Genomic DNA, 20709 nt, shown 5'->3' on the forward strand with positions numbered 1-20709 from the left:
AAGCCGATGACGACCATGACCGAACTCCCCGCCAAGCACCCCCCTGGCGGCACCGCCGCCGGGGGCGGCCGGAACAGCACCGGGCGGACCCCGGGACGGCGGCGACGCCCGAGCGGCGCCCTGGCCGGCTGGCTGTCCGTGGCACCCGCCCTGGTGGTGATCCTGGGCTTCACCTTCTACCCGATGGTCCAGTCGATGCTGCTCAGCACCGACCACTGGAACCTGCTGGGCCCGCGCACCTTCGTCGGCGCCGAGAACTACAGCGCCATCCTCGGCGCCGGCACCTTCCGGACCAGCCTGCTGAACACGTTGGTGTTCACCGTCATCACCATCGCCGGCACCTACGTCCTGGCGCTGGCGACCGCGATGGCCGCCAACCGTGAACTCGCCTCGGCCCGCTTCGTCCGCACGGTGACCGTGCTGCCCGCCGTCATCCCGATGGTGGTCGCCGGCCTCGTCTGGAAGTGGCTCTACGAGCCCGACCACGGCCTGATCAACACACTGATCGGCCTGTTCGGGGCGGACGGGGCCCGCTGGCTCTTCGACAACGACCTGGCACTGCCGGCCGTGGCCGTGGTGAGCGTCTGGAAGGAGTTCGGGATCTACGCGCTGATCCTGCTCGGCGGTCTCCAGCGCATCCCGGACGAGATCTACGAGGCCGCGACCATCGACCGGGCGGGCCCCTGGCGGCAGTTCCGCTCGATCACCCTGCCGATGCTGAGGCCGGCCGGCGCCGCGGTCTTCCTGCTCCTGCTCTTCAACTCCTTCAAGGTGTTCGACCAGGTGTGGGTGATGACCGAGGGCGGCCCGGGCACCGCGACCCTGACCGTGGTGACCTTCATCTACACCCGCCTGCTCACCGACGTCGGTGTCGCCTCCGCGGCCTCGGTGGTCCTGTTCGTGATCCTCCTCGCGATCACCCTCGTCCGGCTGAAGCTGACCTCCCGGGAGGAGTCGTGAGCAAGTCCCCGAACCGTCTGGCGCCGGCCCTCTGGCTCACCGCCGTCACCGTCTTCGCCGGCCTGCCGGTGCTCTGGATGGCGCTGACCTCCTTCCAGCCCATGGAGGACCTGGTCGGCACCGGGCGGCACCTGATACCCGATCACCTGACCGCCGGCGCCTACCACGAGGTCGTCTCCGCGTTCCCGTTCGGGCGGTGGTTCCTCAACTCGCTGCTGGTCGCCCTCGCGGTCGTCGCCGGCAACCTGGTGTTCGACACCCTGGCCGCCTACGGCCTCTCCCGGATCAGGTTCCGCGGCCGGCAGGCCGTGCTCACGCTGATCCTCGCGACGCTGATGATCCCCACCCAGGTGATCCTCGTCCCGCTGTACCTGGTCATGCGCGACCTGGACTGGATCGACACCTACTGGGCGCTGATCGTGCCCTTCCTGGCCAGCCCCACCGGCATCTTCCTGCTGCGGCAGCACTTCATCACGCTGCCCGTCCAGCTGGACGAGGCCGCCGCGATCGACGGCGCCGGCCGGCTGCGCACCCTGGTGAGCATCCTGCTGCCCAACTCCTGGGCGGCGCTGGGCACCGTCGCGGTCCTGAAGTTCATGTGGACCTGGGGCGAGTTCGCCTGGCCCTCCCTGGTCACCAACAACGAGCTGCTGCGCACCCTGCCGGTCGGACTGGCCCAGTTCCAGAACCAGTTCGCCCCGCGGTGGGACTTGCTGATGGCGGGCTCGGTGCTGGCCGCGATCCCGGTCGTGCTCGCCTTCGTCCTCCTCCAGAAGACCTTCGTCAGCGGCCTGACCGGCGGCGCGGTGAAGGAGTAGGCCCCTGGTCCGAAGTCGGGCGGACCAGCGGACGACCCGGGCCCGGCCGAGGTGCCGGAGGGAGGCACCCGGCCGGGCCCGCGGTGTTCCCGGGGCCCGGCCGCGCCGGCCCGCCGGACGGCCGGCGCGAAGAGGTGCGCCCTGAGCCCTGGCGCACCTTTCGTATATCGAATACTTTAATGTCGCATCGTTCCGCCGCGCTTCTCGGCCGTGCCCTCGCGATGCCCCACACCCTCCCCGCCACCCCCGGAGGCCCCCGTGACCGGCACGTCCCGTCCCGTCGACCGCAGATCCGTCCTGCGCGGCCTGCTCGCCGCCGGCGCCGCGGCGTCACTGCCCCGGATCGTGAGCGCGGCCGACGCGCAGGCGGCCGGCATCACCACCGGCCGGTACGCGATCCGGTTCGACCAGGCCGCGAAGCAGACCATCGCCGGACTCGGCTTCGAGATCCAGTCCGACTCCATCGGCTCCGACAACCAGGGCCTGCCCGACCTGGTCAGCGGCGTCCCGTACGACCTGACCGCCGGCGAGCGCACCCGCTTCTACCAGCAGATGCTCAAGGCCGGCCGCACCGACCGGGGCTTCCGCTACTGCCGGCTCGCCATGGGCCTCTACCACCGCGGCCTGACCCCCGACAACAAGCGGTTCACCGACCGCTACGACGGCCAGACCGCCCTGCTCGCCGAGATGGTGAGCAAGTCCGGCGTGGAGGGCCTGGCCGTGGAGTACTGGTCCCCCGCACCCGGCTGGAAGAGCAACGGCAGGCTGGTCGGCGGCGGCCTCGCCACGGACACCGACCTCGCCGCCTTCGGCGACGCCCTGGTCGACGACCTGGACCACCTCACCGGCCACGGCCTGAAGATCGCCTACTGGGGCCTGCAGAACGAGCCCCGGGTCAACAGCACGCGGTACTCCTCCTGCCTGTACGAGGCCGCGCAGTACCGGGACGTCTTCCGGGCGGTCGCCCCCAGGATCCGCGCGGCCCACCCGGGCGTGCAGATCCACGCCGACAGCCAGTACGGCTGGAAGGGCGCCATCGGTCAGGCGCTCACCGCCTCGCCCGAGGCCATGGGCCTGGTCGACGCCTGGACCTTCCACAAGATCGGCACCGACAGCACCGACCAGATCACCACCGACTACCGGGCCGGCGCCGGCGGCAGGCCCGTCTTCAACAACGAGTTCGAGTACCTCGGCGGCGCGATGTCGGACTGGCGGTGCATCAACACGGCGCAGTCCGTCATGAACTGGATGACCTTCCAGAACTCCCCCACCTGGTGGTGGCTGCACGCCCTCAAGCCCACCACCAACGCCGAGTCCGAGAACTACGGCCTCGGCTTCTGGCGTCCCCCGGGCGACACCGACTTCTCCCACCACCCGGACATCAAGGCCGGCCACTGGGCCTTCAACCCGCGCAACTGGAACGCCGTCGCCGGCTTCGTCAAGTACCTGCCCTGGGACTCGGTCCGCCACCACGTCGACGAACCCCGCCACACCGACGGCTCCTGGTACTCCGATCACCGCATCATGGCCTGGCGCACCCCCACCGGAAAGCCCGTCCTCGCCGTCACCAACCGCTCCGCCACCGAGCCGTTCACCTACACCGTCGACACCCGGACCGCCGCCGCCTTCCAGGGCCACCGCTACGGCCCCGCCACCAACGACCAGACCCTCCCCTCGAAGACCGGACCGACCCTGGAGATCACCCTCCCGCCCCTGTCCGTCGAGTTCTGGGTCCGCACCCCCTGACCCCCGCACCGGCCTGACCCCCGGGCCCGTCCCCGGGTCGGCGGCCCGGGAGCGGGCCCGGCGCCTGCCCGGCGACGCGGTTCAACCCGTGAGCAGGCGAAGACCGAGGTCGGCCGCGTCGAGGCCGGCGAGACCGCTGTTGCGCTCGGCCCACCGACCGGAGCCGAGGTCGTCGCGGAGGCTTCGTACCGCCCGTTGCTCGGCCTCCGGCCCGACCCTCGTCCACACCGACATCGCACGCCGGACGCGATCCTCCAGATACGCCTCCGGACGCCGCCAGTACGCCTCGAACAGGCCGTCGGCGCAGTCCCAGGGGACGGGCACCGTCTCGGCGCGGGCGCCGATCGCGGCGGCCATCCCGGCGAGCGGGGGGAGGTCCGCGAGGACGCCGGCGAACTCGGGCAGGTAGTCGCGGGTGAGCCAGAACCGGTCCTGCCACCCGGGCTCGTCGGTGTCGAAGGTGAGCACCACCACCCGGCGGGCCACGCGACGCATCTCGCGCAGTCCCGCGATCGGGTCCCGCCAGTGGTGAACGGTCGAGACGGCCATCGCCGCGTCGAAGGAGTGGTCGTCGAACGGCAGGCTCTCCGCGGTGGCGGCCACGCACGGCGCCGCACCGGCAGGCCGTTGCCCCCGCATGACCGCCGACGGCTCCACCGCGGTCACGACGCGGTCGGACGGCTCGTAGGAGCCGGTGCCGGCGCCGACGTTCAGCACCGTCCGCGCGTCCCCGAGCGCGTCCCGGATCTGCGCGGCGATCCGCGGGTCGGTACGCCGGGTCGCCGTGTAGGCGCCGCCGATCGCGTCGTACAACCGTGCACCGAGCATCCCCAGTTGCTCCTCCGGTGTCATCCTGACTCCCTTCGCCCGTGCCGCGAGTTCCCGGTCGATGGCCGCCACCATGGCGTCGGCGCGATCACGCCGCTCCAGCAGCAGGCCGCGCAGCCGGCGCAGGTGCGCGGCCGCGTCGACGGACGGGTCGCCGACCAGTTCCGCGACCTCCCGCAGGCCGAAGCCCAACCGGCGATAGGCCAGCACCTCGCGCAGCCGCTCCACGTCGCCCGCCGCATAGGCCCGGTACCCGGCCCGGGTCCGCGCCGACGGCCGGACGAGCCCGATCTCGTCGTAGTGATGCAGCGTGCGGACGCTCACGCCGGCCAGTTCGGCCACGCGTCCCACGGTCCAGTGATTCTCCACGGCACCGACTCTGCGGCCTGACGCCACGTGAGGGTCAAGCGGCGCAGCGACAAGGCGGTACAGCGGCCCCGGGCAGCGGAACGGCTGACGGTGCCGTTCCGCTGCCCGGGAGTAAGGGGTGTGGGTGCGGGTGCGGGGACACGGGGGTGCCCGATTGCAGGGGCGGAGGGGACGGCAGGACCGGGCCGTCCCGACGAGCGTGGCTCCCCCGCCACCCGGCAGGGCGGCGGGGAGGCGGGGGAACCACCGGGCGGTGGCGGGCCGGTCATGGCAGTGACGGCCCGCCACCGCCGCTCCGGGGCCGGAGCGGCCGCAGGACGGCGCCGGGGTCGGCGGGGCGGGGTCGGTGGGGCGGGGTCAGAAGGCGGCGACGGTGTAGCGGTCGACCGCGTCGTGGTCGAGCTCGAACCCGAGGCCGGGGCCGGTGGGCACCACCAGGACGCCGTCGGTGAACTTCGGCGGGTTGAGCAGGATGTTCTCCCGGATCGGGTTGGGGAGCCGGTTGTACTCGTAGGTGCGCAGGTTGGGGGTGGCGGCGCAGAGCTGCAGGGCCGCGCAGAGGCTGACGCCGGAGCCGACGCCGTGCGGGGCGATGTCCACGTGGAAGGCCGAGGCCAGCGCGGACAGGCGCATCGCCTCGGTGATGCCGCCGCAGCGGGCGACGTTGGGCATGAAGACGTCGATGGCCCGGTGGAGCAGGGAGTCCCGCAGGTCGAAGCGGGTGAAGTGGGTCTCGCCGTTGACGACGGTCAGCCCGGTGCGGCGGCGCAGCTCGGCGAGGTTGGCCAGGTCGTCGACCTGGAGCGGCTCCTCGTACCAGGAGATGCCGAGGTCCGCCAGGACGGCGCCGACCCGGGTGGCCTGGTCGAGGTCGTAGGCGCAGTTGACGTCGGTGAGGATCTCGACGTCCTCGCCGACCGCCGCGCGGACGGCGCTCAGGTGGGCGCGGTCGGTGCGCTCACCCCGGCCGATCTTGACCTTGAGGGCCTTGAACCCGGCGTCGACGAAGCCGAGCGCCTGGCGGGCGGAGTCCTCCGGATCGGCGTGCAGGGCCACCGGGCTGGCGTAGCAGTCGACGGTCTCGCGGATCGGGCCGCCGAGCAGCCGGTGGACCGGCAGGCCGGCGAGCTTGCCGCGCAGGTCCCACAGGGCGAGGTCGACGCCCGCCATCGCCTCCAGGTAGAAGCCCCGGTTGTGGCCGCCGGCGGCCTGGCCCTTGAAGAGGCGGTCCCAGACTGCGGCGGTGGCGAGGGCGTCCTGGCCGATCAGCAGCGGGGCCAGGACGGTGGCGACCACGGTGGCGGTGACCTGCGGGCTGGGCAGCCCGTAGGCCTCGCCGATGCCCACCGACCCGTCCTCGGTGTGGATCTTGACGAGGGTCGCGTACTGCCCGCGGCGGGGCAGCACGAGGTGGCTGGAGGCCGGGTAGCGCAGCCAGTCCGGCACATCCTCGGGGGAGTCGTACAGGTCGTCGAAGCTGGCGGACAGGGCCAGCGCCTCGACCTTGGTGATGCGCAGTGGCTGGGTGCTCACGGGGATCGCTCCTGGGGAGTGCTGGGCCCTCCCCCCGTGCGGGGGAGGGAGTCGTTGGGGGGGAGGGAGCCGGCGGGGGCGACGCGCGGGCGGCCGGGCTTCGTCCGGGGGCGGCCGGGAGCCGTCGGGGCGCCGGGCTCCCGGGGCGGGCGTCCCGGGGCGGGTCAGATGCCGCCGGTGATCTCGCCGCGTGCGGTCTCGCGCCCGCTGGGGACGGCGGCCGCCGTCAGTGCGCAGGCGGCGACGACGTAGGGGACGACCGGGGTGGCCGATCCGCCCGCGGCCGCGACCAGCGCGGTGCTGATGAAGGGGGCGGTGCCGCCGAAGAGCGCGCCGCCGAACTCGCGGCCGACGCTGACGCCGCTGAAGCGGACGCGGGCGTCGAACTGCTCGGCCAGCAGGGCCGCCTGGGGCCCGAAGGCCATGTCCTTGCAGACCGGGATCGCGATGACCAGGGCGAGCAGGACGACCGGGAAGGACCGGGTGTCCAGCAGCCGGAAGAAGGGACAGGCGTAGGCGGCTGTGCAGAGCACCCCGGCGAGGACAGCTCAAACGTATGCGATATACGAATCATGGGCCAGACTCCGGGCCGTGATTCTCTCCGGCCCGGACGGCCGGCCAGGGCCCTCCGGGCGCCCGGCCGCCGGGCTCGGGCTCGGGCCGGTAGCGGGCCGCCGGCGGGGCGGTGACCCCGGACGGGCGGGCGAGGACCGCGCCCGCGAGCGGGCCGGGGTCCGCCAGGCGGTGCAGGGCCGTGGTCACGTACATCCGGCCGCCGCCGAAGGCGACGCTGCTGACATGCGGGGTGGGCACCGTCACCGCGGCACGCAGCCGCCCCCGCGGGTCGTAGCAGTGCACCCGCCCGGCACCCCAGAGCGCGACCCAGAGCCGGCCCCGGTCGTCGACCGTCATGCCGTCGGGCCGCCCCTCGCCGGGGCCGAGACGCACCAACGGCCGCGCGGGGCCGAGCTCCCCGGAGCCGGGTGCGACGGCGTGCGCGACGATCAGGCCGCGGGCGCTGTCGGCCAGGTAGAGCGTGCTGCCGGACGGATCGAAGGCCGGCCCGTTGGGGACGGTGAGGCCGGTCAGCACCCGGTGCGACGAGCCGTCCCGGTCGACCCGGTGGAGCGACCCGGCGCCGGGTGCCGCGTCGGTGGCCATGCTGGTGGCCCAGAACCGGCCGTGCGGGTCGCAGGCGGCGTCGTTCATCCGGATCGGGCCCGGCGCTCCCTGCTCCGCCCGGCCGCCCGGGCGGAGCACGGCCACCCCCGGGCCCGCGGCGACGATCCACTCCCCCGGACGCCCGGACACCGGGGCGGCCGCACCGAGCGGGACGCCCAGCTCGGCCTCGACCCGCGGACGCCGCCGGCCGTCGCCGGGCGCGAAGCTGTGCAGCGTCCCCCGGAGCAGGTCGACGAAGTACAGCCGGCCCTCGTGCCAGCGCGCGGCCTCGGCCAGCTGGTAGCGCTCGGGGGAACAGGGCCGCCAGCCGTCCGCGTCCACCGTCAGCACCTCCTCAGGTCCGGGCACCGTCACCGCAGCGCCGTGCCGGGTGCGGCGTCCAGCAGGGCCAGCTCGTCGCGGAAGGGCAGTCCCTCCCAGTCTCCCGTCGCGGCGACCGCGAACGCCCCGGTGACCACCGCCCGGTCGAGCCGCTCCTCGACCGGCAGGCCGTCGAGCAGCCCGGAGAGGTAGCCCGCGACGAAGGCGTCCCCGGCCCCGACGGTGTCCCGGACCGGCACCCGGACCGCGGGCCGGGCGACCGATCGGCTCCCCGTGAACACTTCGGCACCGGCGGCCCCGCGCTTGACGACCACCTCGCCGACGCCCTGGGCGAGCAGCGCCTCGACGCACTCGGCCTCACCCCCGGCACCGGGCGGGGCGACCAGGGCGAGTTCGTCGTCCGAGGCCACCAGGATGTCCACCAGCGGGACCAGCGGCCGCAGTGCGGCCGAGGCCTCCTGCGGCGACCAGAGCTTGGCCCGGTAGTTGACGTCCAGGCTGACGAGGCCCGGCGCGGCGTGGGCGGCGGCCTCGACGGCGGCACGGGGGCCGGGGCCGAGCGCGGCGGTGACACCGCTGAGATGGACGATCCGGGCGCCCTCGGCGAGGGCGGCGGACAGGTGGCCTGGCACCAGCCGGGACCCGGCCGAGCCCGCCCGGTAGTACGAGACCCGGGTCAGGTCGGCCACCCGCGGCTCGAAGACCACCAGGCCGGTCGGTGCGGCGGGGTCGACGACGGCGTGCGAGACGTCCACGCCCTCGGCCCGCAGGGTCCGCAGGACCAGGCGGCCGAACTCGTCCTCGCCGTTGACGCCGACCCAGCGCACCGAGTGCCCGAAGCGGGCGAGGCCGATGGCGACGTTGGTCTCCGCGCCGGCGACCGAGAGGGCGAGGTTGCCGCCGAGCAGCAGCGGACGGTCCGCCCGCATCGCCGCCATGGCCTCGCCGAGGGTCAGGACGTCGGGCACGGGAACTCCTCGGCGAGGGTGCGGAAGGCGGCGATGCGGCCGGGCAGCCCGGCGATGTCGCCGCCGGTGCGGGCGGCGGTGCCGAGCAGCGGGCCGCCGACACCGACGGCGACGGCGCCGGCGGCCAGGAACTCGCGGGCGGCGCCGGCGTCGACCCCGCCGACGGGGACGAAGGGCACGTCGGGGAACGGGTCCCGCAGGGCCCGCAGGTAGTCGGGGCCGCCGAGGCTGCCCGGGAAGAGCTTCACCGCGGTCGCACCCTCGGTCCAGGCCAGGGCCACCTCGGTCGGGGTGACCGCGCCGGCCAGGACCGGCATGCCCAGGGACTGCGCCTCGCCGACCGCCTCGGTCAGCCCGGGGGTCACCGCGAAGGCGGCCCCGGCCCGGGCCGCCGAACGGGCGTCGGCACCGGTGACCAGGGTCCCGGCACCGAGTGCCGCGTAGGGGCCGAGGACGGCGCGGGCGCGCTCCAGGACGCTGAACGCACCGGCGGTGGTGAGTGACACCTCGACCAGGTCGATGCCGGACGCGAACAGGTCGAGGACCGCATCCAGGGCGGCGTCGGGGTCGTTCCCCCTGACGACGGCCAGGATCCTGCGCTCGCGCAGGGCGGAGAGTAGTTCGTCTGGTTGCACGATGCCTCCCGGGGCTCTGATGGCAACTTTAGGATATCGTATACTTTTAGCGAGTCGCCCGCACCCCTCGTCGGCGCCTCCCCAGCCCCACGAAAGGTGCCCCTCGATGACCCGTACCGCCCTGATCACCGGCGCGGCCGGCGGCATCGGCCGAGCCGTCGCCGCCCGGCTGGTGGCCGACGGCCTGCACGTGGCCGGCCTCGACCTCACCGACCCGCAGCTGCCCGGCGTCGCCTTCCACCGGGCCGACGTGACCGACAGCGAGCAGGTCCGCGACGCGGTCGGACGGGCCGTCGAGGAACTCGGCGGGGTCGACGTCCTCGTCACCTGCGCCGGGATCACCGAGGGCAGCCCGCTGCACCTGACCACCGACGAGGAGTGGCAGCACGTGCTCTCGGCCAACCTCGGCTCGGTCTTCCGGTGCGTCCGGGAGGTGCTGCCCACGATGATGGCGGCCGGTTCGGGCTCGGTGGTCACGGTCGGCTCGGTGCTGCACCGCACCGCCGCCCCCGGCCTGCCGGCGTACGCCGCGGCCAAGGGGGCGATCGCCGCGCTGACCCGCCAGCTCGCCGTGGACTACGGCCGGTTCGGCATCAGCTTCGTCACCCTCTCCCCCGGCTGGGTCCGCACCCCGGCGACCGAGTCCCGGCTGGCCCCCGGCGAGGAGGACCTGGTGCGGCTGCGGGAGAGCAACCCGATGCGCACGGTCGTCGACGCCCGGGGCGTCGCCGAGGCGGTCGCCTTCGCCTCCTCCCCCGCGGCCGCCCTGCTCACCGGGTCCGAACTGGTGCTGGACGCGGGCGCCTCGGTGGTCAGCCCGGCCAGCCTGCTCCGCGACACGCACCGCGAGCGGATGGGACTGCCCCCGCTGGACGCCCGCTGACCCACCGGACGCCCTCGTGCGCCGGGTGCGGGACCGGCCCGGCCCGCACCCGGCGCACTGGGGCCGCGGCGGCGTGGCCGGGAGGGGCTGACCGGTGGTGGCCCGGCAGGAACCGGGACCTCACCCCCCGTCCTCCGCCTCGTCCTCCACCTCGTGCGCCGCCTGGGAGCCGATGTGGGCGCGCGCGGCGGCCGCCGCCGCCCGCGGATCGCGCCGGTGCAGGGCCGCCATGATGGTGTCGTGCTCGTCGACCACCGAGCGCCAGTTGCGCTCGCCGAGCGGCGCCGTGATGCGGTACCGGCGGATGGTGAGCAGCAGTTGCTCGGTCAGGTCCCGCAGGATCCGGTAGCCGGCCGCCTCCGCGAGGACCCGGTGGAAGCGGGAGTTCAGCTCGGCCATCTCGGCGGTGTCGCCCTGCTCCAGCAAGTCCCGCATCTCCTGCTGGATCCCGTGCAGTTCGGCCAGCTGCCGGTCGTCGACGCGCTGCACGGCGAGTCCGGCGATCAGCGCCTCGATCACCTCGCGGGCGAGGAAGACCCCGCGCATCTCCCGGACGTCGATCCCGGCCACCGTGACCCCGGCGTGCACCCGGGAGACCAGCAGCCCGTCCGCCTCCAGCCGCTTCACGGCCTCCCGGATCGGAATCTTGCTGACCCCGAAGCTCCGGGCGAGTTCCTCCATGTTGATCCGCTCGCCGGGCCTGAGGTTCCCCTGGGCGATGGCGCTGCGCAGGCTCTCGTACGCGAGGTCCGCCTTGCTCTTCACGGCGGGGATAGGCTCCGCCCAGCTACTTCCGTCCATTCGTTCATCGTATGCGATATCTTATCGATCCGTATACCGGCGCTCGTGGCGCATCCACCCTTGCCCCAGGGGGATTTGACCGATTCCTCAGGAATCGTTGCCTGATAGAATTTCGTATACTATTATCGCTCCATGGGTCGACCCGGTCGACGTCGGCCGAAGCGTCGCCCCCGGGCGAACGCCGCCCGTCCCCCGCAAGCCGAGGAGTCCCCATGCCTCGCATTCTCAGCTCCCCCTGCGCCACCCGCCCGGCGCCGCCACCACGGCTCCAGCACTGCGAGCTCGCCGCCGACCCCCTGGCGCCGGGCCGGCTCCGCGGCTGGATCACCGCGCAGCTCACCGACTGGCAACTCCCCCACCTGGTCGACGACCTCGCACTGATCGCGACCGAGCTGGCCACCAACGCCCTGCGGCACGGCGGCACCGCCGCCCTCGCCACCCTCTCGCTCACCGGCCCGGACCAGGGGCCCCGAACGGTCCGCCTGGAGGTCCAGGACTCCGGCCCCGGGTTCGATCCGCGCGAGTGCGTCCCGGCCGCCGGGTCCAGCGGCACGGCCGACAGCTGCGGCGGGCGTGGCCTGCTGCTGGTCGCCGCGCTCAGCACCGCCTGGGGCACGCTGAACTCGGGGGCGGGCCAGCTGGTCTGGGCCGAAGTGACCGCCTGAGGCCCCGGCGGCCCGACAGCCCGGACGGCTCGACAGTCCGACGGCCGGGCGGCCCCGGCGGCCCCAGTTGCCCAGTTGCCCGGCTGCCCGGCTGCCCGGCTGCCCGGCCGCGACACGATCCGGCAACACCCCTTGGAAGCAGTTTCGTATATCGAATACTCTGCGCCATCATCCACTCCGCCACCCGAGGAGTCCCCGTCCCATGGCGCCCCTGCCCCACAGACTCATCGCCACCGCCCTGGCCGCCGCCTCGGCCCTCACCGCCGGTGCCTGCGCCCCGGAACCCGCCGCCCGGTCCGCCCAGCGCACCACGATCACCTTCTGGACGATGCCCTTCTGGATCGGCCGGCCGGACAACCTCAAGCATCTGGTCGAGGACTTCAACGCCTCCCAGAACAAGGTGGAGGTCCGGCTGACCGTGCTCGACTGGCAGACCGGCCGCGAGACGATCAAGAAGGCCGTCCAGAACGGCCGGGGCCCGGACGTCTGGCTGGCCAACAACGGGCTCGAACTCGACCTCCTGACGGGCGCCAGGCTGGCCCCGCTGGACACCCTCGGCTACACCGCCGAGGACCTCGGCCGGTTCCGCCCGCTGGTGAAGGTCAACGAGTACCGTGGCCGCCTCTACGGAGCGCCGCTGTACTTCGACGTCAACGTCCTGCTCTACCGCAAGGACATCCTGCAGAAGTACGGCTTCGACCAACCGCCCCGCACCTGGGAGGAGTTGAAGTCCACGGCGGCCGCCGTCACGACGCGTTCGGCCGCCACCGGCAAGAAGGTGAGCGGCTGGCAGTTCAAGGGCATGGACGACCACCTCAACGCCATCAACCCGACCTGGGAGAGCTTCCTCTGCCAGGCCGGCGGCAGCCTCACCTCGCCCGACTTCAAGACCTCCACCCAGAGCACCGAGGCCGGGCGCACCGCGATGACCTACATGAAGTCCTTCTACACCGACAAGATCTCCCCGGCCGGCACCAGCGCGCTGGGCGGCTTCATCGAGGGCGACGTCGCGATGTTCTCCTTCTACCAGAGCGTCATCTCCGACATCGCCGCCGGGAACGAGAAGACCAACGGCAAATGGGCCGTCGCCCCGATGCCCGTCGGCCCGAGGAGCGGCTGCTCCGCCGTCGGCGGCCACAGCCTGGTCGCCCGCGCCGGCCTGCCCGACCCCGGCGCCGCCGGCGCGTTCATGCGGTGGCTCAGCTCACCGGCGACCAGCAGCCAGTTCATGGAGTTCCACGGGATCTTCCCGTACGACACCGCGAAGGTCCCGCGCGAGACCCGGGTGGTGGTCGAGTCCTTCTACAACACCGACCCCAGCTGGGCGGCGATCATGACCCAGTTCGACCGCAGCACCGCGGACCTGCTGCTCCAGGACCGCTACGGCTTCGCCTCCCGCTGGGAGGCCCAGAAGACCGACGTGGTGGCCGGCGTCGACGGGCGGACGCCCGTCGACCAGGCGCTGCGCAGCATCGACGACAAGGTCGGCAGGGAGCTGAACGGCGGCTGACCGGGCCGGCCGGCCGGGCGGGGGTGCGCGCGGCGCCCCGCCCGCGCTGCCGCCGGGCCAGGTCCGGACCCGTGCGGACGGCCCGGCACCCAGCCGTGGGAACGGCCGGGTGCCGGGCGCCGGGGTGAATCTCAGCCCGCGAGTACGGTGACGTCGTCGCACCAGCCGTAGCCGGTGCCGGTGCGGGCGTAGCAGTAGATCCTGGCGGTGGTGGCGCCGGGGCCGGTGGTGAAGGTCGCCGACTGCCGGGCGAAGGCCGTACCGGTGAAGACCGTCCGGACGGAGGTGCCGGACGTGTCGTACTGCTTGGCGCCGAGCGAGAGTTCGGTCCCGCTCGCCGAGACCTTGCCCCAACCGCTGATGGTGTAGGTGGTGCCGGGCTTGACCTGGATGACCTGCTCGGCGGCGGCCTGGGGCGGGCCGACCTTCACGGCGCGGTTGCCGCCGTGCTTGACGGAGGTGTCGAGGGTGACGCCGCCGTAGCTGGTCCACGGGTTGAGGGCGGTGTTCTCGAAGCCGGAGTTGCGTACCAGGTTGACCGGGGTGCAGGCGGTGTCGTCGAAGGTGGAGTCCTGGGCGAAGCCGCGGTCGGTGCGGCAGACCTGCGGCAGCGGGTTGCCGAAGTAGTCGCGGCTGCCGAGGGTGGGGATCGGGGCTCCGGCGGCGCGGGCCGGGGACGTCGCGCCGAGCCGGTAGTCGTTCGGGGTGGTGCCCCCGGCGTTGGTGAACTGCGGGTCGGTGGTCTTCTTCTCCGGGTCGGCGGGCTCGCCGGCGGGGTGGTTGCCGTAGAAGGTGTTGGCGGCCCAGAAGAAGTCGGCCGGGTTGTAGGTGCCCTTGTTGTTCAGGCCGTCGAAGCCGCCGCTGCCCAGGTTGACGAAGACGTTGTTGGTGAAGCGGGCCTTGGTGGTGCCGTAGCCGTCCTGGACGATGTCCGCGGTCGAACCGGACGGGAGGTAGACGGTGTTCTGGTAGAGGTCGGCGCTCGACTCGCCGGAGGCGACCAGCCAGCGGTCCTTGTCGTGGTGGCTCAGGTTGTAGCGCACCACCGTGCCGGTGGTGCTGGCTCCCGCGCCGCAGCCGCCGCAGAACAGCATGAAGCCGCCCTCGTTGTCGTGGCTGTGGTTGAACTGGAAGACGGCGTGGTTGTTGCCGTAGTCGGAGTCGAAGGCCATGCCGTCACCGTTGTCAGCCAGTCGGCGGACGTGGTGGACCTCGTTGTACTGGATCAGGCTGTCGTCCGAATTGATCGTCCAGATGCCCGCGTTGGCGCCCATCGGCCGCATCGCGATGTCGTACGCGGTGTTGTGCTCGACCAGGCCGTGGTCGGCGGCGCGCAGGACGATGCCGTCGCCGCCGGTGTCGCTGACGGTGTTGCCGCGGAAGACCATCCGGGTGTTGGCCCGCCAGTTGTTCTTGGTGCCGCAGTCGTCGCCGGTGCCGTACTGGGGCCGGCACATCCAGGTGGTCCGGTTGGTGAGGCCCTCGCGGTCGACGTCGTCGATGCGCGAGTTCTGCACGACCACGTCGTCGAAGTTGGTGGGGGTGGTGGTGCCGGAGACCCGGAACTGGATGCCGTTGGACCACTTCGTGGCGTCGCCCCGGACGTCGTGGACGTAGACGTCGTCGACCAGGTAGTGGCTGCCGACGCCGTCGGGCAGGTCGGCGACCTCGACCAGCAGGCCGCTGCGCTCGCGCTTGGTGGCGCCGGTGTCCTGGAAGGTGATCTCCAGGCCGCGGATCTCCCAGTGCTCGACGTTCCAGAGGTGGACGGCGGCCTTCTCGGTGCCCGACGCGGCGCCGGCGACCACCGGGCGGGCGGCGGCGGACCCGTACCCGGCCAGCGTGACCGGGGCGGCATCAGTGCCGGAGCCCTGCGGCTTCAGCGTGCCGGAACAGGTGACGCCGCGCTTCAGCAGCAGTTGGTCGCCCGGCTGGAAGACGTGGGCGTTGGCGGCGGTGAGGCTGTTCCAGGGGCTGTTCTGGGCACCGTCGCCGGCCGAGAGGGCGGCGCAGTCGAGGTACCAGGCGGTGGGGGTGGCCGCCGAGGCGGCCTGCGGGGTCGGGGCGATCAGGGCCGCCGCGGTCAACGCGACGAGCCCCGCACGTCCGAGGGCGGGAAGCACGAGCATGTGGGGACTCCCGGGTGGGGGAAGGGGGATGGCTGGGCGCCGCCCGCACCCTAGGACGACCGTATGATCGAGTCAATGCATCTCGATCGCCTTTTTCCTTTTTGACCATCTGATCTGATGACGGATCATCTGCTCACACCTCCCGCGCGTCCGGCCTCGGACGGGCGGGACACCGTGCCGCGTGCCGGGGCCGGCCCGGCCCAGGGCGGTGACCAGGCCTCCGACGACGGGACCCGTGCCACCATGGCGCCGTCGCCAGGACGGGAGCCGGTCCCACGCCGCCGCACCCCCACCCGACCATGACGCAGGGTGACGGCCGCGGTCTTCGAGGTCACCGAGGGTCGGTGTAGGTAGGACCCGGTATTGAATACGCAGTGATCCGGCAGGTGTCCTGGAAGCACCGCGAGGGGCGGCGCGGAGACCGATTCCGACCAACGATCTGCGGCAGGTAACACCATGGACAGCACCGACGACCGCACCGACGACCGCACCGCGGCCCCCACCCCGACCCCGGGTGTCGCGCTCTATCTCCGCTGCTACCCGTTCGACCGAACGGCGATGGACTTCCACCGCCGGGCCCTGGAGGGCCTGGCCTGGGCCCTGGAACTGCCGGAGCCGCTGCTGCACCTCGACAACGGCCGACGGGCGGCCGACGGCCTCCCGGCCCTGGACGCGCTGCTGCGGGCGGTCGCGGGCGGATGGGTCGGCACCGTCCTGGTCCCCGGGCTCTTCGTGTTCTCCATGGACGACACCGAGGCGCGCCGCGTCGCCGGCCTGCTGGAGCGGTACGGCTGCCGGGTGGTCGAGCTGCCGTCCCGCGGCCTGCTCCCCCGCCCCGCGGACGCGCAGGAGCCGCCGCCCGCGGGGGACGGCGGCTCCCGCACACCCGCAGCCGCAGCCGCAGCGGCCTGACCGGGGCCGGTGCCGGTGCGGCCGGGCCACGGTCAGCGCGCGGGTCGCACCATGATGATCGACTCCCGCTTGTCGGCGCCGTTCCAGAGCAGCTCGATCCGCGTACCCGTGTCCGGCACCTTGACGCCGCTGTACGGGTTGGCCGGATCCCAGTAGGCACCCGCGTGGTCGTCGAAGGCGGTCACGCCCGGCAGGCTCGGCACGGTCGTCGGTACGTCCGCCCGGGGCAGCGTGAAGCTGTCGGTCGGCTCGGAGCCGAAGGTCGAGTCGTAGCTCTGCACCCGGGTGCGCATCAAGGTCCCGTCGGACCACCGCAGCGGCGCCGGATGGGCGTCGACCGGCAGCAGCAGGCCGCTGCCCGGGTGCTCGTAGACGTTGTTGTCGCTCTGCGAGCCGTCCCAGAACCAGATGAGCAGGCCGTTCTGGTAGGGGAAGTGGTCCACCCAGTTCGGTCGTCGCCCGGAGCCGAACACGTACGGCCCGGTGCGCAGGGTGGTGTCGTACGAGAGGTACTGGCGGTTCTCCACCAGGTAGTACTGCGGGTGGTGCTGGGTGAAGGTGCCGGTGGTCCGGGTGAAGCCCCGGACGCCCCAGCCGGTGTCACCGCCCTCGGCGCCGTCGGTGAACAGCACGGTGCCGCCGGCGGTGACGGACAGCTCGTCCAGGGCGAGGCCCTTGAGGTGGGTGCTGCCGTCGGTGGTCACCCGGAAGCGGATCTTCACCCGCTGTCCGGCGTAGGCGTCCAGCGGGTAGGCCAGTTCCCCCCACTTCCCGCCGGAGGTGCCGCTGAGCGAGGGGGTGCCGCTGCCGTTCCGCGGTATCGGGGTGCCGTCGAAGGTCCCGGCGAGGGCCGTCCAGCCGGCTCCGCCGTCGGTCGAGACCTCCGCGTAGCCGTAGTCGAAATCCCGCTCCAGCTCGTACCAGCCCCTGGCCCGCAGGACCGCCGCCGTCGCCCCGGTGAGGTCGACGTCACGGGCCAGCGTGACGTTCTGGTTGTCGGCGCTGCCGCTCCACCATTCCTGACTGCCCGCGTACGGGGTGTTGACCACGGTGGTGACGGTCTTCCTCGGCAGCTCGACCAGCAGCGCCTGCGGGAGCGCCGAGTTGTACTCGGCCGCCCCGGTGCGGTGCACCGACAGCTCGCCCGCCTCGGCCTTGTCGTAGGAGAGCCAGCCGAGTTGCAGCTTGCTCCAGGCGTCGAGGTCGGCCGGCCGGTCGCCGATCTCCTCGCGGCCCTCGCCGAGCCAGGAGCCGGAGCTCATCAGCGACCAGTAGCCGACGGAGTTGTCCACGCCGTTGCCGGAGGTGTCGTAGAGGTCCGGCAGGCCCAGGTCGTGGCCGTACTCGTGGGCGAAGACGCCCAGGCCGCCGTTCTCGGCCTGCATGGTGTAGTCGCCGGCCCAGATGCCCGTGCCGCCGACGGGGGTGCCGCCGAGCTTGTTGCCGGCCGGGCCGGTCCCGCCCGAACCCGAGCCGTAGACGTAACTGCGGTGCGCCCAGAGGGCGTCGGATCCCTGCGCGCCGCCGCCGGCCGACTGGTCGACGCCGGCGTGCACGATCTGGACGTGGTCGAGGTACCCGTCGGGCTCGTTGAAGTCGCCGTCGCCGTCGTGGTCGTAGCGGTCCCACCGGTCGTACTCGGCGACGGTGGCCCTGATCCCGTCCTCGGTGCGGCCCTTGGCCCGCTCGGCGGCGACCCAGGCGTCGATGCCGTCCCGGACCAGGTCCTGCGCGTTGGCGCAGACGTGGTCGCCGCAGTAGTCGGACCCGTAACGGGCCTCGTTCCAGGGCACCTTGACCCAGTCGGTGACCGTCCCCTCGACCGAGTAGCGGCCCGAGGACTGCTTCTCGTAGTACGTCTTCAGCGAGTCGCCGGCGGTGTCGAAGTAGAGGTCCTGGTAGTGCTGCCGGTCGTAGTCCGCGCGCCAGGCGGTCGAGTTGTCCGCCGTCCGGTCGGGCCGTTCGATCCGGTTGTGCGCGGGCCCGGGGGCGCCGCCGTACTTGACCGCGCCGTCCGGCGTCCTGGTGGTGGTGTCCACCTGGTCACCGAACTCGACCAGGATGGTGAAGATCCGGTCGGTGCGCTCGCGGGCGAGTTCCACGTACTCGTTCTGCCCGAGCCGCACCGCTTCGCCGCCGCCGCGCCGTTCCACGGTGGCGGTGCCGGCGACCATCTGTTCGGTCGCGGCCTGCCGGCGGGCCCTGGTCTTCTCGGTCAGCGGGCCGGGCAGGTCGTGCTCCACCCCGTGGGCGGCCTGGACGTCGGCCGGGTCCCGGGTGACCGGCGCGGGGGCCGGGCCGGCAGCGGCACCGATGGCGGCGGTGCTGGCGGCGGTGGCGGTCGCGGGCAGCAGGACGCTGCCGGAGGCGGCGAGGACCGCGATCGCGGTGACCGCGGCGGCCTTCCTGGATGTCTTCAACGGAACGGGTGTCCTCTCTGTCGTGCGCGGTGCCTGCGGCCTGTCGTGAGCGGCGCGTCAGGCCGGGCGTGGGCGGTGCCTCAGGCGGCGAGTGGTGCGGAAGAAGCGGTGGCCCGGTGCAGCAGCCGGGCCCGTTCCCCGGGTTCGTCCGTGGCGAGGAGCGCGGCGAGCACGGCGGCGCGGGTCTGGCCGGCCCGGAGGGTACCGGCCGGCACGGCCCCGCTGCGGACGAGGTCGACGGCCCCGCCGTTGGTGTAGAGCTCGGCGACCGGGCCGCCCGGCACCCGGGTGGTGAGGGCGACCAGCACGCCGCGCCCGGTGGCCTCGGCCACGGCCTCCGCGAACCGGGGTGTGGCGTTGCCGGCGCCGGTGGCCACCAGGACGACGCCCTGGGCGCCCTCCTCGACGGCGGCGCGCAACAGGGCGGGATCCGCGTCGCAGTGGTGCATCACCATGTCCACCCGCAACGGCCGCCGCGGGAGGGTCCACGAGGGCGTCGGGAGCGGGCTGGGGCGGACCGGCCTGGCGTGCAGCAGCACGGTGTCCGCGCGGACCTCGCCGACCGGGCCGGCCGGGTGGGCGAACGCGTCGAGCGCCAGGGTGTGGCTCTTGACGGTGTCCCGGGCGGGGTAGATCTTGCCGCCGAAGACCACCAGCGTGCCGACGCCGGAGACCGCGGAGGCCGTCAGGAGGGCGTCGCGCAGATTGCCGGGGCCGTCCGGCCGCTCTTCGCCGGGCGGCCGCTGCGCGCCGGTGAAGACCACGGGCCGGCGGTCGTGGTGGTGGAGGTCGGCCAGGAGGGCGGTCTCCTCCAGGGTGTCCGTGCCGTGGGTCACCACGATGCCCTCCACGTCCCGGCGTGCGAACAGGTCGTGGATGGTGTGCAGCAGTCTGACCTGGTGGGCGGTGGTGATGAGCGGGCTGTCGAGGACGCACAGGTCCAGCACCTCGACCTGGACCGCCGGCGGGATGTCGACGGCGGCGACGACCTCGCGGCCGGGGGCCGCGGAGGCGTGTCCGTGGCCGCGGGGCCGGGCGGCGATGGTGCCGCCGGTGGTGATGACGACGATCCGTCCCATGAGGATTCCCTGGTTCTGTGGGGCCGTGGCCGGCGCGGGGCCGGCCGGCCGCGTGCGGGGCACGGGACCGGCCGGCCTGGGCGTCGGCCGTCAGGCGGCGGAGCAGACGGTGAGGTAGGTCTGGCTGGTGCAGGTGACGGTGGCGGTGGAGGACGCGGTGGCGCCCTTCTTGTCGGTGACGGTGAGCCGGGCCGTGTAGGTGGCGGTCCGGCCCGGGTAGGTGTGGCTGGGCTTGAGCTCGGTGCCGGTGGTGCCGTCGCCGAAGTCCCAGCGGTAGGAGGCGATCGTGCCGTCCGGGTCGTAGGAGCCGGTGGCGTCGAAGCCGCACCAGGCCGCGGCGGTGCAGAAGCGGGTGAAGGCGGCCACCGGCTTCTCGTTCTGGGCCGGGTCGGTGGCGCGTACGTACGCGGTGTTGCCGCCGGTGCGCCCGCTGCCGTCGGTGACGGTCAGCCGCGCCTTGTAGAGGCCGTACGAGGAGTAGGTGTGGGCGGGCCTGGCGCCGGTGCCGGTGGTGCCGTCGCCGAAGTCCCAGCTGTAGGCGAGGCCGGTGCCGGTGGTGAGGGAGGCGTTGAAGGAGCAGGCGCGGGTCGCGCGGTCGCAACTCGGCACGAAGGTGGCGTCGGGCCCGGCGGTGCCGCCCGCGGGGAAGACGGCGGTGTTGCTCAGGTCGAGCAGGGGCTCCTTGACGCCGTCGCCGGAGCGGTCCGTCCAGTTGCCGTTGCCGGCGTTGACGATCCGGTCCCGGACGGCCAGGACGCCGGCCCGGTCGACGGGCTTGGCGCTGCCCCGGGTGAGCCAGGCGGCGGCGCCGGCCACGTGCGGGGCGGCCTGCGAAGTCCCGCTGTAGTTGGAGTACCCGCCGTTGCGGAAGGTGGACTGGATGCAGTCGCCGGGCGCCGCGATGTCCACGCCCCGGCCGAAGTTGCTGTAGTCCGAGAGGGTGTCGTGGT

Annotated in this window: 18 protein-coding genes; 7 read left to right on the top strand and 11 right to left on the bottom strand. The window is 73.3% G+C overall.

Going from position 1 to position 20709, the window contains the following annotated elements:
- Positions 1–6 precede the first annotated feature (6 nt).
- From IE329_RS18765 to IE329_RS18775, 3 genes are all read left to right on the top strand, one after another.
- Complete coding sequence (locus tag IE329_RS18765; RefSeq protein ID WP_190212065.1) at positions 7–960, top strand: carbohydrate ABC transporter permease; 954 nt, start codon at positions 7–9, stop codon at positions 958–960.
- Positions 957–1778 carry a carbohydrate ABC transporter permease gene (locus tag IE329_RS18770; RefSeq protein ID WP_190212066.1) on the top strand — a complete coding sequence of 274 codons (822 nt, stop codon included), beginning with the start codon at positions 957–959 and terminating at the stop codon, positions 1776–1778. Before IE329_RS18765 ends, IE329_RS18770 begins: the two co-directional genes overlap by 4 nt.
- A gap of 258 nt (positions 1779–2036) precedes the next feature.
- On the top strand, positions 2037–3524 hold the full coding sequence (locus tag IE329_RS18775; protein WP_190212067.1) for a glycoside hydrolase: 1488 nt from the start codon (positions 2037–2039) through the stop codon (positions 3522–3524).
- Between the two features lie 81 nt (positions 3525–3605).
- Here the strand turns inward: IE329_RS18775 and IE329_RS18780 are convergent, their stop codons facing one another.
- The 6 genes from IE329_RS18780 to IE329_RS18805 all read right to left on the bottom strand — a co-directional run bounded on the left by IE329_RS18780 (position 3606) and on the right by IE329_RS18805 (position 9360).
- Complete coding sequence (locus IE329_RS18780) at positions 3606–4703, bottom strand: MerR family transcriptional regulator (RefSeq protein WP_190212116.1); 1098 nt, start codon at positions 4701–4703, stop codon at positions 3606–3608.
- A gap of 375 nt (positions 4704–5078) precedes the next feature.
- Positions 5079–6254, bottom strand: coding sequence for a mandelate racemase/muconate lactonizing enzyme family protein (locus tag IE329_RS18785; protein WP_190212068.1), 1176 nt, complete (start codon positions 6252–6254; stop codon positions 5079–5081).
- A gap of 164 nt (positions 6255–6418) precedes the next feature.
- A complete protein-coding gene (locus tag IE329_RS18790; RefSeq protein ID WP_190212069.1) occupies positions 6419–6787 on the bottom strand; it encodes an MFS transporter in 369 nt (122 codons plus the stop codon).
- A gap of 37 nt (positions 6788–6824) precedes the next feature.
- Positions 6825–7784 (bottom strand): SMP-30/gluconolactonase/LRE family protein, encoded by a 960-nt coding sequence (locus tag IE329_RS18795; RefSeq protein WP_229927570.1) that lies wholly within the window; start codon positions 7782–7784, stop codon positions 6825–6827.
- Positions 7785–7786: 2 nt separating this feature from the next.
- Entirely contained in the window at positions 7787–8695 is a 909-nt protein-coding gene (locus tag IE329_RS18800) for a sugar kinase (protein ID WP_190212118.1), read from the bottom strand.
- A 14-nt stretch (positions 8696–8709) separates the two neighbouring features.
- On the bottom strand, positions 8710–9360 hold the full coding sequence (locus IE329_RS18805) for a bifunctional 4-hydroxy-2-oxoglutarate aldolase/2-dehydro-3-deoxy-phosphogluconate aldolase (protein WP_229927571.1): 651 nt from the start codon (positions 9358–9360) through the stop codon (positions 8710–8712).
- A gap of 106 nt (positions 9361–9466) precedes the next feature.
- On the opposite strand from IE329_RS18805, the gene IE329_RS18810 reads away from it, so the two are divergent.
- Positions 9467–10243, top strand: a complete 777-nt coding sequence (locus tag IE329_RS18810; protein ID WP_190212071.1) for an SDR family NAD(P)-dependent oxidoreductase — start codon at positions 9467–9469, stop codon at positions 10241–10243.
- A gap of 120 nt (positions 10244–10363) precedes the next feature.
- Here the strand turns inward: IE329_RS18810 and IE329_RS18815 are convergent, their stop codons facing one another.
- Positions 10364–11044: a GntR family transcriptional regulator gene (locus IE329_RS18815; protein ID WP_190212072.1), complete on the bottom strand. Its 681-nt coding sequence runs from the start codon at positions 11042–11044 to the stop codon at positions 10364–10366.
- Between the two features lie 212 nt (positions 11045–11256).
- On the opposite strand from IE329_RS18815, the gene IE329_RS18820 reads away from it, so the two are divergent.
- Both IE329_RS18820 and IE329_RS18825 read left to right on the top strand, forming a co-directional pair.
- Positions 11257–11709, top strand: a complete 453-nt coding sequence (locus IE329_RS18820) for an ATP-binding protein (protein WP_190212073.1) — start codon at positions 11257–11259, stop codon at positions 11707–11709.
- A gap of 202 nt (positions 11710–11911) precedes the next feature.
- Positions 11912–13219 carry an ABC transporter substrate-binding protein gene (locus tag IE329_RS18825; protein ID WP_190212074.1) on the top strand — a complete coding sequence of 436 codons (1308 nt, stop codon included), beginning with the start codon at positions 11912–11914 and terminating at the stop codon, positions 13217–13219.
- 131 nt (positions 13220–13350) lie between these two features.
- Here IE329_RS18825 and IE329_RS18830 read toward each other — a convergent pair whose 3' ends face one another.
- Positions 13351–15348 carry a carbohydrate binding domain-containing protein gene (locus tag IE329_RS18830; protein WP_190212075.1) on the bottom strand — a complete coding sequence of 666 codons (1998 nt, stop codon included), beginning with the start codon at positions 15346–15348 and terminating at the stop codon, positions 13351–13353.
- A gap of 456 nt (positions 15349–15804) precedes the next feature.
- Here IE329_RS18830 and IE329_RS18835 point away from each other — a divergent pair, with 456 nt between their 5' ends.
- Positions 15805–16260 (top strand): hypothetical protein, encoded by a 456-nt coding sequence (locus IE329_RS18835; RefSeq protein ID WP_190212076.1) that lies wholly within the window; start codon positions 15805–15807, stop codon positions 16258–16260.
- A gap of 32 nt (positions 16261–16292) precedes the next feature.
- On the opposite strand, the gene IE329_RS18840 is transcribed toward IE329_RS18835, so the two are convergent.
- The 3 genes from IE329_RS18840 to IE329_RS18850 form a co-directional block, all read right to left on the bottom strand.
- Positions 16293–18680, bottom strand: coding sequence for an immune inhibitor A domain-containing protein (locus IE329_RS18840; RefSeq protein WP_190212077.1), 2388 nt, complete (start codon positions 18678–18680; stop codon positions 16293–16295).
- Positions 18681–18760: 80 nt separating this feature from the next.
- On the bottom strand, positions 18761–19759 hold the full coding sequence (locus IE329_RS18845) for an asparaginase (protein ID WP_190212078.1): 999 nt from the start codon (positions 19757–19759) through the stop codon (positions 18761–18763).
- A gap of 90 nt (positions 19760–19849) precedes the next feature.
- A partial coding sequence (locus IE329_RS18850; protein ID WP_190212079.1) for a PKD domain-containing protein occupies positions 19850–20709 on the bottom strand: 860 nt, incomplete at its 5' end.

Origin of the sequence: Kitasatospora indigofera (genome assembly GCF_014655955.1) — a bacterium.
Lineage (GTDB): Bacteria > Actinomycetota > Actinomycetes > Streptomycetales > Streptomycetaceae > Kitasatospora > Kitasatospora indigofera.

Bases quoted from the DNA above. Each gene is read 5' to 3' on its own strand.
- IE329_RS18810 (WP_190212071.1), top strand. From the start codon at position 9,467: ATGACCCGTACCGCCCTGATCACCGGCGCGGCCGGCGGCATCGGCCGA.
- IE329_RS18845 (WP_190212078.1), bottom strand. From the start codon at position 19,759: ATGGGACGGATCGTCGTCATCACCACCGGCGGCACCATCGCCGCCCGG.
- IE329_RS18765 (WP_190212065.1), top strand. From the start codon at position 7: ATGACGACCATGACCGAACTCCCCGCCAAGCACCCCCCTGGCGGCACC.
- IE329_RS18835 (WP_190212076.1), top strand. From the start codon at position 15,805: ATGGACAGCACCGACGACCGCACCGACGACCGCACCGCGGCCCCCACC.
- IE329_RS18825 (WP_190212074.1), top strand. From the start codon at position 11,912: ATGGCGCCCCTGCCCCACAGACTCATCGCCACCGCCCTGGCCGCCGCC.
- IE329_RS18800 (WP_190212118.1), bottom strand. From the start codon at position 8,695: ATGGCGGCGATGCGGGCGGACCGTCCGCTGCTGCTCGGCGGCAACCTC.
- IE329_RS18830 (WP_190212075.1), bottom strand. From the start codon at position 15,348: ATGCTCGTGCTTCCCGCCCTCGGACGTGCGGGGCTCGTCGCGTTGACC.
- IE329_RS18820 (WP_190212073.1), top strand. From the start codon at position 11,257: ATGCCTCGCATTCTCAGCTCCCCCTGCGCCACCCGCCCGGCGCCGCCA.
- IE329_RS18815 (WP_190212072.1), bottom strand. From the start codon at position 11,044: ATGGACGGAAGTAGCTGGGCGGAGCCTATCCCCGCCGTGAAGAGCAAG.